Here is a 12,984-nt window from a genome sequence, read left to right on the forward strand (position 1 = left end):
GTCCCGCGGGGTGCGCTGCGGCGTACGACGGGCCGGACGTGTACCGGCCGCCGGTCAGCGGATCAGTTCGTGCTCACTCTGGCGGCCCTGGCGCGGGGCGGGCACGTCGGCCGCCGGGGCGCGGTCGAGTTTCGTGCCCTCGACGTCGAGGTTCGGCAGCAGCCTGTCGAGCCACTTCGGCAGCCACCACGCCTTGGTGCCCAGGAGGGCGAACAGGGCGGGGACGATGGCCATGCGGACCACGAAGGCGTCGAAGAGCACCGCGGACGCGAGGGCGAAGCCCATCATCTTGATGAGGTCGTTGTCCTCCGCGATGAACCCGGAGAAGACGCTGATCATGATGATGGCCGCAGCGGAGACCACCCGGCCGCCGTAGTGGAATCCGGCGACGACCGCCTCGCCCGCCGTGGCGCCGTGGGCGTACGCCTCCCGCATCCGGCTGACCAGGAACACCTCGTAGTCCATGGCGAGTCCGAAGACCACGCCGATCATGAGGATGGGCAGGGTGCTCATGACGGGGTTGGGCTGTTCGACGCCGAAGACGTCCGCGAGCCAGCCCTTCTGGAAGACCGCGACGACCGCGCCGAGAGCCGCGCCGACCGAGAGCATGAAGCCCAGTGCGGCCTTGAACGGGACCAGGAGCGAACGGAACACCAGCATCAGGAGCAGGAAGGCCAGGCCCACGACCAGACCGAGGTAGGGCAGGAGTGCGTCGTCCAGGGTGCGGGAGAAGTCGATGAACAGGGCCGTCTGACCGGTGATCAGGATTTCGGAGCCGGTGTCGCCCTCCATGCCGCCGGCGATCTTGCGCAGGGAGCGGACCAGCTCCTCGGTGGCGCCTTCGTTGGGACCGCTGTCCGGTACGACGTTGAAGATCGCGGTGTCGCCCGGCTTGTTGGCGGCGGCCGGGGCCACGGAGGCCACGCCGTCCTGTTCGGCGAACCGGTCGCCGACGGTCTTCGCGGCGGCCGCCGCGTCGTCGGACTCGACGGTGACCATCAGCGGGCCGTTGAAGCCGTCGCCGAAGGACTCCGACAGCATGTCGTACGCCTTGCGCTGGGTGGTGTCGGTGGCCATCGTGCCCTCGCCCGGCAGACCCAGTTCGAGGTCGGCGGCGGGCAGGGCCACGGCGCCGAGGCCGATGACGCCGACCAGCAGGACGGCCACGGGGTGGCGCAGGACGTAACGGGCCCAGCGGGTACCGAGGTTGGAGCGCTCCTTCACCTGGCCGGGGGCCTGCTTGCCGGCTCGCTTGGCTTCTCGCTTGGCCGCCTTGCGCTCCTGCCGGGCCGACAGGGGCTTGGTCCGGAAGGCGGCGCGGTCGCGGCGGCGCAGGACGCGGACCGGGGCGAAGCCGAGCAGGGCGGGCACCAGGGTGATCGCGATGAGGACCGCGATGGCGACGGTACCGGCGGCGGCCAGGCCCATCTTGGTGAGCAGCGGGACGTTCACCACGCTCAGACCGGCGAGCGCGACGATGACGGTGAGTCCGGCGAAGACGACGGCGGAGCCCGCGGTGCCGACCGCCCGGCCCGCTGCCTCCTGGCGGTCGTGGCCCTCCAGCATCTCCGAGCGGTAGCGGGAGACGATGAAGAGCGCGTAGTCGATGCCGACGGCGAGGCCGAGCATCATGGCGAGGTTCGAGGTGGTCGCGGAGAGGCCGAGGGTGCTGCCGAGGGCGGTGATGGCGCTGATGCCCGCGCCGACGCCGACGAGTGCGGTGAGCAGCGGCATGCCCGCGGCGATCAGGGAGCCGAAGGTCATCAGGAGGACGACCGCGGAGATCAGCACGCCGATCTGCTCGCCGGTGCCGCCCATGGCGACGTCGACCTTCACCGCGTCGCCGCCTGCCTCCACGGTCAGGCCCGCGTCGCGTCCTGACTGAAGGGTCTTCTCCAGGGCGTCGTGCTGTTTGTCGACGAGTTCGGTGGCGGCCACCTTGTACGTGGCGACGGCGTAGGCGGTGGTGCCGTCCTTGCTGACCGCGTCGCCCGCGAACGGGTCGGTGACCCGGGAGACCTTGGGGTCCTTGCCCAGGCCGGCGACGAGGTCGGCGACGGCCGCCTTGTGCTCCGGCGTGGTGATCCGCTCTCCGTCGGGGGCGCGCACGACGACCCGGGCGCTGGCTCCTTCGGCGCTCGCGGCCGGGAACTTCTCTTCGAGGAGGTCGAAGGCCTTCTGCGATTCGGTTCCCGGCATGGAGAAAGTGTCGGCGGGCGGGGTGGGCGCCGACGAGGCCGCAAATCCGGTTCCGAAGAGCACCAGGAGCCACAGCAGTGCTGTCACGCCTCGCCTTCGAAAGGTGAATCGGCCCAGTTTGTAGAGCAACGTCGCCATGGTGGGGGGGCTCCCTCGGGATCGAATGGCACCAAGACCCGAGGAGATTAACAAACCGCGCAGACGGTTTACTTATGGGAACGCTGCTTCTCCACCACTCCTCCAGCGACTCTCAAGTGGTCACAGGGCATGCGTACTTCAGAACCCTGCCCCAACGCGGTCGGGGCAGGGTCGAATCCCGGTGGACGGCGGACAAGTCTCAGGCCATATGGATTGACTTAGAAACCGCACGCGTGGTTTCTTTAGTCGACACAACCGACACCACTCGAGGGAGAGGAGTCCGGTCTGACCACTGGGAGAAGGCGGCCACCCGTCCGCGTCCGCGCGCGGCCCGCCCCGGATCAGGTCGACGTCGTGCTGTCCGAACCCGGCTCCGGTTTCGTGTAGAGGACGTCGCGGGCCTGGTCCGCGGCTCTGGCGAGGCTTTCGTTCACGTAGTCGAGGAAGCGGGCGACGTTTTCGAGTCGGGAACCGGCAGCGGTGCCCGGTCCGAGGACTCCGACACCCTGCCGTGCGATGTCGACGACGCGGGCGGTGGAGCGGGCGCTGGCCATCATCGACTGGTACCAGATGTCGTCGTCGACGATGTAGAGATCACGACGGCGTTCGTCACGTTCACGGCGGACGAAGCCCTGGCTCTCCAGGAACGCGATCGCCTTGGAGACCGAGGGCGGACTGACCTGGAGGCGCTCGACGAGCTCGGAGGCGGTGAGGCTCCCGGAGTCGGTGATGGTGAGACAGACCATCACACGGGCCATCATCTTGGGCATGCCCGAGCCCATCATGACGGTGGTGAACAGCTCCTCGTACTCGTGCACGGCTTCGGCGTCCCGGCCATGGGCCTGCGGGGGCGCCTTGGGGTCACGGGGTGCGGACTGCCGGCGGCGGTGGGCGCGGTGTTCGGTGGCGCGGTGGGCGAGGTCGGCGCGGTAGGCGGTGGGGCCGCCGTTGCGCATCACCTCGCGCGTGATCGTCGAGGTCGGGCGGTCGAGGCGCCTGGCGATCTCCGCGTAGGCGAGCCCGTCGGCCAGGCCCAGCGCGATCTCCTGGCGTTCCTGCTGAGTGAGTCTGCCTCCCGGCATCGCGGTCTCCTTCGTGGTCCGTGGTGCGCCCACTATAGCGTTCGCGGTCAATTCATTGCAACGACTCCGTTCTCTACTGTTGCATTAGCTTCCACACCACTGCAACGAATTAGTGCCTCTGACATGGAGTGATGCCCATTGCACGCAACATCGCTGTTGTCAGAAACGTGAATGCAACTTAGCGTTTCCATCATCAGAAACAGCGAGCCGCAGGGCACGCACCAGAGAAAAGGGAGCCCATCATGCAGAAGTTCGACACCCCCGCCCCGGTCTCCGCCGTCGTCGACATCGCCGCGGGAAGCATCCGGATCATCGCCGCCGACCGCGCCGACACCACGGTCGAGATCCTCCCCGCGAACGCTTCCAAGAGCCGCGACGTGAAGGCGGCCGAGGAGGCCACGGTCGAGTTCGGCGCCGACGGCGTCCTGCGGATCAGCGCCGCACCCGTGAGGAACCAGATCCTCGGCGCCTCCGGAACCATCGAGGTGACCGTCCAACTGCCCGCCGGGTCGGACATCGTGGCCAAGGCCGCCAGCGGTGAGATCCGGGGCGTCGGACGCCTCGGCGACGTCTCCTTCGAGGGCGCGGAAGGCACGGTCAAGCTCGACGAGGCATCGAGCGCCCGCCTCGCCCTCCAGGCCGGTGACATCTCGGTCGGCCACCTGGGCGGCCCCGCGGAGATCAGCACCCAGAAGGGGAACCTGCTGATCACCGAGGCCATCAAGGGCAAGGTCACGCTGCGCACCGAGCACGGCGAGATCTCGGTCGGCGCCGCCCGCGGCGTCTCCGCCCACCTGGACGCCGGCACCAGCTACGGCCGGATCGACAACACCCTCCAGAACACCGACGGCGCCGCCGCCGGCCTGCAGATCCACGCGACCACCTCGTACGGCGACATCACCGCACGCAGTCTCTGACCCCCCAGCTTCTAACCGAAGCCTCCGAGGAGCACCAACATGACGAATCTGGCCATCGCGGCGAACGGGCTGCGCAAGTCCTACGGCGACAAGGTCGTGCTCGACGGCGTCGACATCACCGTCCCCGAAGGAACGATCTTCGCTCTGCTCGGCCCGAACGGCGCCGGCAAGACCACTGCCGTGAAGATCCTCTCGACTCTCGTGACTGCCGACGCCGGCACCGTCCGCGTCGGCGGTCACGACCTGGCCGCCGATGCACAGGCCGTACGCGCCTCGATCGGTGTCACCGGGCAGTTCTCCGCCGTCGACGGCCTGATCACCGGCGAGGAGAACATGCTCCTCATGGCCGACCTGCACCACCTCTCCAAGCAGGAGGGGCGGCGCATCACCGCCGAACTCCTCGAGCGCTTCGACCTGGTGGAGGCCTCCAAGAAGCCCGCCTCCAGCTACTCCGGCGGCATGAAGCGCCGCCTGGACATCGCCATGACCCTGGTCGGCAACCCCCGCATCATCTTCCTCGACGAACCCACCACCGGACTCGACCCCCGCTCCCGCCACAACATGTGGGGCATCATCCGCGAGCTCGTCAACGGCGGCGTCACCGTCTTCCTCACCACCCAGTACCTCGAAGAAGCCGACGAACTCGCCGACCGCATCGCGGTATTGAACGGCGGCAAGATCGCCGCCGAAGGCACCGCGGAAGAACTCAAGCGCCTCATCCCGGGCGGACACGTCCGCCTCCGCTTCTCCGACCCGGTCGCCTACCAGTCCGCCGGCCTCGCCCTGCCCGAGGTCACCCGCGACGACGAGGCACTCTCCCTGCAGATCCCCAGCGACGGCACCCAGCGCGAACTGCGCGCCATCCTCGACAAGTTGGACGCGGCGGGCATCGAAGCCGACGAGCTGACCGTGCACACCCCCGACCTCGACGACGTCTTCTTCGCCCTCACCGGCGGTAACACCGGCACCACCGTGCCCAGCCAGCCCAAGGAGGCTGTCCGATGAGCTCCCTGTCCCTCGCCGTGCGCGACTCGAACACGATGCTGCGCCGCAACCTCCTGCACGCCAGGCGCTACCCGTCGCTGACGCTGAACCTCCTGCTCACGCCGATCATGCTGTTGCTGCTGTTCGTCTACATCTTCGGCGACACCATGAGCGGCGGCGCCGGACGCGACGCGTACATCGCCTACATCGTCCCCGGCATCCTGCTGATGACCATCGGCTCCACCACCATCGGCACCGCGGTCTCCGTCTCCACCGACATGAACGAGGGCATCACCGCCCGCTTCCGCACGATGGCCATCCACCGCGGATCCGTGCTCTTCGGTCACGTCGCGGGAAGCGTGCTCCAGGCGATCCTGAGCGTGGTGCTCGTCGGCGCGGTCGGCGTCGCCATCGGCTTCCGGTCCGTGGACGCCACGGCTCTTGAGTGGCTGGCGGCATTCGGACTGCTCGCCCTCGTCTCCCTCGCCTTCACCTGGATCGCGGTCGGCATGGGCATGGGCAGCCCGAACGCCGAGGCGGCCGCCAACAGCGCACAGCCGCTGATCCTGCTGCCGCTGATCTCCAGCGCCTTCGTCCCGCTGGAGAGCATGCCGGGCTGGTTCCAGCCGATCGCCGAGTACCAGCCCTTCTCCCCCGCCATCGAGACCCTGCGCGGACTCCTCCTCGGCACCGAAATCGGCAACAACGGCTGGATCGCCCTCGCCTGGTGCGTGGGTCTGGCCCTCCTCGGCTACCGCTGGTCCAGCGCACAGTTCAACCGCGACCCCAAGTAGGCCCCCGGGCAACCGCGAACGTGCGGGACGCCGCCCCCCGGCCCGTCCCGCCCAGTGGCGGCGCACTCCGACACCCGTCGGCGTGCGCCGCCACACTCATGTGCGGTCAGCCGGTCCGGCCTTCCGGTTCAGGCCGTCTCGTAGTCGGCCGCGAGGAGGACTTGAGCGGTCATTGAGCGCGGGCGCCCATGCTGCCTGGCGAGGCTGGACCAGGATCGGCGGACGGACAGATCATGCTGATGGCGAACGACGAGTTGACCGGGCACGGCCCCGCGAAACCGCAGAGCGGCCGCACCGTACTCGACCCGCACCTCGACCCGCACTTCGACCCGCACGCCGACCGGTACGCCGCACGCACCGCGGGCATGACGGCTTCGGAGATCCGGGCGTTGTTCGCGGTCGCCAGCAGGCCGGAGGTGGTCTCGCTGGCCGGCGGCATGCCGAACCTGGCCGCACTGCCGCTGGACACACTCTCGACGCAGGTCGCGCAGATCATCGCGGAGGACGGCCTGACGGCCCTGCAGTACGCGTCGGCGCACGGTCTGCCGCCGCTGCGGGAACAGATCTGCGACGTGATGGCCCTGGAGGGCATCACGGCTCACCCGGACGACGTCGTGGTGACGGTCGGCTCGCAGATGGGCCTCGACCTGGTGACCCGGCTGTTCTGCGACCCGGGAGACGTGGTGCTGGCCGAAGGCCCTTCATACGTCGGCGCGTTGGGTTCCTTCGCCGCATATCAGGCGCAGGTCGTGCAGGTCGCGATGGACGAGCACGGCCTGGTCCCGGAGGCGCTGCGGGCGGCGCTGCGGCAGGCGAGGATCGCCGGGCAGCGCGTGAAACTCCTCTACACCATCCCGAACTTCCACAACCCGGCCGGCGTGACGCTGGCGGTCGGACGGCGGGCGGAGATCCTGGAGATCTGTCGCACGTACGACGTCCTGGTGGTCGAGGACAATCCGTACGGCCTGCTCGGCCTCGACGGCCGGACCTACCCTGCGCTGCACTCGCTCGACCCCGACAACGTGGTGTATCTGGGCTCGTTCTCCAAGACGTTCGCCCCCGGTCTGCGGGTCGGCTGGGTTCTCGCGCCGCCCTCGGTGCGGGAGAAGCTGGTGCTCGCCACGGAGTCGGCGACGCTGTGCCCGCCCACGCTGAACCAGCTGATCGTGTCGCGCTACCTGGCCACGCACGACTGGCAGAGCCAGATCGAGCTGTTCCGGGAGAACTACCGCGAGCGCCGCGACGCGATGCTCTCGGCACTGGAGCAGTACCTGCCGCCGGGCTGCACATGGACGAAGCCGGACGGCGGTTTCTATACGTGGCTGACCGTGCCGGACGGCGTGGACACCAAGGCGATGCTGCCGCGCGCGGTGGCCGCCCGTGTGGCGTACGCGCCGGGCACCGGCTTCTACGCGGACGGGTCCGGCGGCCGCCGACTGCGGCTGTCCTACTGCTATCCGACACCGGAGCGCATCCGCGAGGGCGTGCGCCGCCTCGCCGCGGTCCTGGAGGCCGAGACGGACTTCGCCCACGCGTTCGGCGGCGTGGGCTCCCGCCCGATACGGATACCGGGGCCGCGGACGTCCTAAACGGCCGGGGCGTACGTGCCCCACACCTCGCGCAGCGCGTCACAGACCTCGCCGACGGTGGCCCCGGCGGCGAGCGCCTCCCGCATCGGATACAGGACGTTGGCCGTCCCCGCCGCCGCGTCCTGCACCAGCGACAGGGCGTCCGCCACGCGTTCGGCGCACCGCCAGGCACGCAGCTTGGCCAGGCGTTCGGCCTGCTGGGCCTCGATGGCCGTCTCGCGCGCGGCGGGCGTCACGCCCGGCTCTGCCGTGTGCCGTCCGGAGCCGGGGATCGAGACGGTGTTCCACTTCGGGATCTCGGCCCGGCAGTACTCGAAGACGTCCGCGATCAGGCGCAGGGAGGGCTTGGGCGGGAAGATGCACGTCCCGCGCGCGATGTCCTCCCCCACGACGTCGTTCAGGATCGCCCCCGTCAGCCGGTCCGCCCGGACGCCCTGCTCCTCGGCCACCAGTTGGTACATCAGGAGCAGCAGGGCGGCGGGGGCGTCGATCGTCATCGACGTCGACACCCTGTCCAGCGGGATGCCGCCGAACAGGACCCGCATGTCGTCGATCGAGTCGATCGCGACCCCCACCTTGCCGACCTCGCCGGACGCGATCGGCGCGTCCGAGTCGTGGCCCATCTGCGTGGGCAGGTCGAAGGCGACGGACAAGCCCGTCGTACCGTTCGCGATCAGCTGCTTGTACCGGGCGTTGGACTCGACCGCCGTACCGGAGCCCGCGTACTGGCGCATCGTCCAGGGAAGCCCCGACTCACCTGCTGTGGTGCGATTCATCGCTTCCCGCTTCCCATTCCGTACGACGGGGGCTGGGCGACGTCAACCGACGACGGTCCAGGTGTCGCCGCCCGTGAGGAGTTCGGTGAGGTCGCCCTTGCCCTTCTGTTCGATGGCGGTGTCGAGTTGGTCGGCCATGAGGGTGTCGTAGACCGGGCGTTGGATGTCGCGGAAGACGCCGATCGGGGTGTGGTGCAGGGTGTCCGGATCGGCGAGACGGGAGAGGGCGAACGCCGTGGTGGGTGAGGTGGAGTGCGCGTCGTGGACGAGGATGTCGCGCTCGTTCTCCGCGGTGACGGGGACGACTTCGAGGTCGCCGGTGGCCGGGTCGCGGACGACGCCCTTGGACTGGTCGGGGCCGAAGCGGATGGGCTGCCCGTGTTCGAGGCGGATCACCGCCTCCTCGGCCTGCTGCTTGTCTTTCAGCACCTCGAAGGCGCCGTCGTTGAAGATGTTGCAGTTCTGGTAGATCTCGACCAGGGCGGTGCCGGGGTGTTCGGCGGCCTCGCGCAGGACCGAGGTGAGGTGCTTGCGGTCTGAGTCCACGGTCCGGGCGACGAAGGAGGCCTCGGCGCCGATGGCCAGGGAGACGGGGTTGAAGGGTGCGTCCAGGGAGCCCATCGGCGTGGACTTGGTGATCTTGCCGACCTCGGAGGTGGGGGAGTACTGGCCCTTGGTCAGGCCGTAGATCCGGTTGTTGAAGAGGAGGATCTTGAGGTTGACGTTGCGGCGCAGGGCGTGGATGAGGTGGTTGCCGCCGATGGACAGGGCGTCGCCGTCGCCGGTGACGACCCAGACGGACAGGTCGCGGCGGGATGAGGCGAGTCCGGTGGCGATGGCGGGGGCGCGGCCGTGGATGGAGTGCATCCCGTAGGTGTTCATGTAGTACGGGAAGCGGGAGCTGCAGCCGATGCCGGAGACGAAGACGATGTTCTCTTTGGCCAGGCCGAGTTCGGGCATGAAGCCCTGTACGGCGGCCAGGACGGCGTAGTCCCCGCAGCCGGGGCACCACCGCACCTCCTGGTCCGACTTGAAGTCCTTCATGGACTGCTTGGCCTCGGCCTTGGGCACAAGTTGCAGCAGCCCGTTACCGGAGTCAGTCATCGATGACCTCCTTGAGAGCCGTGGCCAGCTGTTCCGCCTTGAACGGCATTCCGTTGACCTGGTTGTACGAGTGCGCGTCCACGAGATATTTAGCCCTGATGAGGGTGGCGAGTTGGCCCAGGTTCATCTCCGGGATCACCACCTTGTCGTACGAGTGCAGGACCTCGCCCAGATTGGACGGGAAGGGGTTGAGGTGGCGCAGATGCGCCTGAGCGATTGCCTCGTCCGAGCTGCGCAGCCGGCGTACAGCCGCGGTGATCGGCCCGTACGTCGATCCCCAGCCAAGGACGAGAGTGCGCGCCCGGCCTGAAGGGTCATCAACTTCCAAGTCAGGTACGGCAATTCCGTCGATCTTGGCTTGGCGGGTGCGGACCATGAAGTCGTGGTTGGCCGGGTCGTAGGAGATATTGCCGGTGCCGTCCTGCTTCTCGATCCCGCCGATCCGGTGCTCAAGACCCGGCGTGCCCGGGATCGCCCACGGGCGGGCCAGCGTCTGCGGGTCGCGCTTGTAGGGCCAGAACACCTCCGTGCCGTCCGCCTCCGTGTGATTCGTCCCCGAGGCGAACTGCACCCGCAGGTCCGGCAGTTCCTCGGGATCCGGGATCCGCCACGGCTCGGATCCGTTGGCCAGATACCCGTCACTCAAGAGGAAGACCGGGGTGCGGTAGGTGACCGCGATCCGCGCCGCCTCCAGCGCCGCGTCGAAACAGTCCGCCGGCGTCCGCGGCGCCACGATCGGCACCGGCGCCTCACCATTACGCCCGAACATCGCCTGCAGCAGATCGGCCTGCTCGGTCTTGGTCGGCAGCCCCGTCGAGGGCCCGCCCCGCTGGATGTCCACCACCAGCAACGGCAGCTCCAGCGAGACCGCCAGGCCGATCGTCTCCGACTTCAGCGCCACCCCCGGCCCCGACGTCGTGGTCACCGCCAGACTGCCGCCGAACGCGGCGCCAAGGGCCGCCCCGATCCCCGCGATCTCGTCCTCCGCCTGGAAGGTCCGCACCCCGAAATTCTTGTGCCTCGACAGCTCGTGCAGGATGTCGGAGGCCGGAGTGATCGGATACGACCCCAGATACAACGGCAGATCCGCCTGCCGCCCCGCCGCGATCAACCCGTACGACAACGCCAGATTCCCCGAGATATTGCGGTACGTCCCCGCCGGAAACGCCTGCGCCGCCGGCGCCACCTCATAGGAGACCGCGAAATCCTCCGTCGTCTCCCCGAAATTCCAGCCCGCCCGAAACGCCGCGATGTTCGCCGCCGCGATCTCCGGCTTCTTGGCGAACTTCGACCGCAGGAACTTCTCCGTCCCCTCGGTCGGCCGGTGATACATCCACGACAGCAACCCAAGGGCGAACATGTTCTTCGACCGGCCCGCATCCTTGCGCGAGAGGTCGAACTCCTTCAGCGCCTCCACCGTCAGCGTCGTCAGCGGCACCGGATGCACGCTGTACCCGTCCAGCGAACCGTCCTCCAGCGGCGAGGCCGCATAGCCGACCTTCGCCATCGCCCGCTTGGAGAACTCATCCGTGTTCACGATGATCTCCGCACCGCGCGGCACATCGGCGATATTCGCCTTCAGCGCCGCCGGATTCATCGCCACCAGCACATTCGGCGCATCCCCCGGCGTCAGAATGTCATGGTCGGCGAAATGCAGCTGGAAGGACGAGACACCCGGCAGCGTCCCGGCAGGCGCCCGGATCTCCGCCGGGAAATTCGGCAGCGTCGACAGATCGTTCCCGAACGACGCCGTCTCCGAAGTAAACCGGTCACCCGTCAGCTGCATACCGTCACCCGAGTCACCCGCAAAGCGAATGATCACCCGATCCAGACGGCGGACCTCTTTGTCTAGCGGCCCTGCCCCGCTTGCGGCAGTTGTTTGCACGGTCATGCGTGTGTCTGCTCCTGTCATTGCTGGTCCGCGAGCGCAGGCAGCCACGTCGGCGGACACGCGTAGCGGTGCAGGGTCGTACACCGCTCAGAGGCTATGCAACGCCGGTCGAGCGGTGCTCGTGGCGCCACGGAGTGCGGGAAAACTCAGCCCAGCTCACGCCCGCGCGTCTCCGGTGCCCGCAGTGCGGCCGTGATGGTCAGGGCGGACAGGAGCAGGAAGTAGCCGCACACCAGCCACGGTGTCTCCGCGGCGAGGAGGTAGAGGGAAGTGGCCACCAGGGGCAGCAGGCCGCCGCCGAGCACCGCGCCCGTCTGGTAGCCGAGGGCGGCGCCGCTCATGCGCATGTCGGTGCGGAAGAGTTCGCTGAACCAGGCCGCCTGCGGGCCGAACATGGCGTCGTGGAAGACGTTCACGCCGATCACGACGGACAGCACGATGACGGCGGCAGAGCCGTTCTGGACGAGGAGGAAGAACGGCACGACGTACAGCGCGCTGCCGATCGCGCCGAACAGGAAGACGGGCCGCCGTCCGAAGCGGTCCGATGCCGCGCCCCACAGCGGGGACGTGAGCATGCTGACGGCCGCGCTGACCGTCACGGCGGTCACGCCGAGGCTCTTGGGGTGGCCTGTCTGCTCGGTCAGATAGAACAGCACGAAGACCGTGTAGAAGTACGAGGCTCCGGTCTGCGAGATGCGCATGCCGATGGCCTGGAACAGCGGGGCGCGGTGGTGGCGCACGATGTCGCGCAGCGGCTTCTCGGCGGGCTGCACGGTGGTGAACACCTTCGGTTCCTGAAGCGTCGACCGCAGCACGAGACCCACGACGATCAGGACGACGCTGGACAGGAACAGCACGCGCCAGCCCCAGGCGAGGAACGCCTTGTCGTCCGTGAGCCACTGGGTGAGGGCGAAGGCGCTGGAGGAGAGCAGCAGGCCGAGTGACGACCCGGACATGGCGAAGCTGCCCCACAGGCCGCGCCGTTTCGCTGTCGCGCTCTCCACGGTGAGCACCGCGGCGCCGCCCTGTTCGGCGCCGACCGCGAAGCCCTGCACCAGGCGCAGCAGGACGAGCAGGAGCGGCGAGATCAGCCCCGCCTGCCGGTAGGTGGGAAGGAGCCCCACGAGTGCGCTGGCCAGGCCCATCACGAACAGCGAGGCGACCAGGACGGGCTTGCGTCCCAGGCGGTCGCCGATGTGTCCGGCGACGGCGGCGCCGAGCGGCCGGGCGAGGAAGCCGACCGTGTAGGTGCCGAACGCGGCGAGGACGCCGGTCACCGGGTCGAGGCTGGAGAAGAACAGCTCGTTGAAGACCAGCGCGGTGGCGGTGCCGTAGAGGTAGAAGTCGTACCACTCGACGGTGGAGCCGATCATCCCGGCGATCGCCACGCGTCTGCTGGAGGAGGGCGCGGGTTCGGCGGACGTCTGAACCGGTACGGCTGTTGGGGCTGGTTGAGCTGGTGGCGCGGATGGTGCCTCGGTGACTGGTGGGTTGGGCAGGGTGGAGGTCA

The 12,984-nt window shown here is 68.7% G+C and carries 10 protein-coding genes; 4 read left to right on the forward strand and 6 right to left on the reverse strand.

Annotated elements, in window-relative coordinates:
- Positions 1-54: 54 nt before the first annotated feature.
- Together ABZ906_RS36870 and ABZ906_RS36875 are read right to left on the reverse strand one after the other, a co-directional pair.
- On the reverse strand, positions 55-2,337 hold the full coding sequence (locus tag ABZ906_RS36870) for an MMPL family transporter (RefSeq protein ID WP_361390223.1): 2,283 nt from the start codon (positions 2,335-2,337) through the stop codon (positions 55-57).
- 341 nt (positions 2,338-2,678) lie between these two features.
- Positions 2,679-3,419 carry a helix-turn-helix domain-containing protein gene (locus ABZ906_RS36875; RefSeq protein ID WP_361196172.1) on the reverse strand — a complete coding sequence of 247 codons (741 nt, stop codon included), beginning with the start codon at positions 3,417-3,419 and terminating at the stop codon, positions 2,679-2,681.
- 242 nt (positions 3,420-3,661) lie between these two features.
- Here ABZ906_RS36875 and ABZ906_RS36880 point away from each other — a divergent pair, with 242 nt between their 5' ends.
- The 4 genes from ABZ906_RS36880 (at position 3,662) to ABZ906_RS36895 (ending at position 7,703) form a co-directional block, all read left to right on the forward strand.
- Entirely contained in the window at positions 3,662-4,336 is a 675-nt protein-coding gene (locus tag ABZ906_RS36880; protein WP_361390225.1) for a DUF4097 family beta strand repeat-containing protein, read from the forward strand.
- Positions 4,337-4,375: 39 nt separating this feature from the next.
- Positions 4,376-5,341, forward strand: coding sequence for an ATP-binding cassette domain-containing protein (locus ABZ906_RS36885; protein ID WP_361390227.1), 966 nt, complete (start codon positions 4,376-4,378; stop codon positions 5,339-5,341).
- Positions 5,338-6,114 carry an ABC transporter permease gene (locus tag ABZ906_RS36890; RefSeq protein WP_361196177.1) on the forward strand — a complete coding sequence of 259 codons (777 nt, stop codon included), beginning with the start codon at positions 5,338-5,340 and terminating at the stop codon, positions 6,112-6,114. Before ABZ906_RS36885 ends, ABZ906_RS36890 begins: the two co-directional genes overlap by 4 nt.
- Positions 6,115-6,347: 233 nt before the next feature.
- On the forward strand, positions 6,348-7,703 hold the full coding sequence (locus ABZ906_RS36895) for a PLP-dependent aminotransferase family protein (RefSeq protein ID WP_361390229.1): 1,356 nt from the start codon (positions 6,348-6,350) through the stop codon (positions 7,701-7,703).
- On the opposite strand, the gene ABZ906_RS36900 is transcribed toward ABZ906_RS36895, so the two are convergent.
- From ABZ906_RS36900 to ABZ906_RS36915, 4 genes are all read right to left on the reverse strand, one after another.
- Positions 7,700-8,479 (reverse strand): methylmalonyl-CoA mutase family protein, encoded by a 780-nt coding sequence (locus tag ABZ906_RS36900; RefSeq protein WP_361390231.1) that lies wholly within the window; start codon positions 8,477-8,479, stop codon positions 7,700-7,702. The two genes, ABZ906_RS36895 and ABZ906_RS36900, sit on opposite strands and share 4 nt — an antisense overlap.
- A 42-nt stretch (positions 8,480-8,521) precedes the next feature.
- The gene (locus ABZ906_RS36905; protein ID WP_361196180.1) at positions 8,522-9,583 is read right to left on the reverse strand and encodes a 2-oxoacid:ferredoxin oxidoreductase subunit beta; all 1,062 of its coding nucleotides are present in this window, start codon (positions 9,581-9,583) and stop codon (positions 8,522-8,524) included.
- Positions 9,576-11,474: a 2-oxoacid:acceptor oxidoreductase subunit alpha gene (locus ABZ906_RS36910; protein WP_361390233.1), complete on the reverse strand. Its 1,899-nt coding sequence runs from the start codon at positions 11,472-11,474 to the stop codon at positions 9,576-9,578. Before ABZ906_RS36910 ends, ABZ906_RS36905 begins: the two co-directional genes overlap by 8 nt.
- Positions 11,475-11,620: 146 nt before the next feature.
- Positions 11,621-12,862, reverse strand: coding sequence for an MFS transporter (locus ABZ906_RS36915; protein WP_361197338.1), 1,242 nt, complete (start codon positions 12,860-12,862; stop codon positions 11,621-11,623).
- Between the last annotated feature and the right edge of the window lie 122 nt (positions 12,863-12,984).

It is taken from the genome of Streptomyces sp. NPDC046925, from assembly GCF_040644915.1.
Lineage (GTDB): Bacteria > Actinomycetota > Actinomycetes > Streptomycetales > Streptomycetaceae > Streptomyces.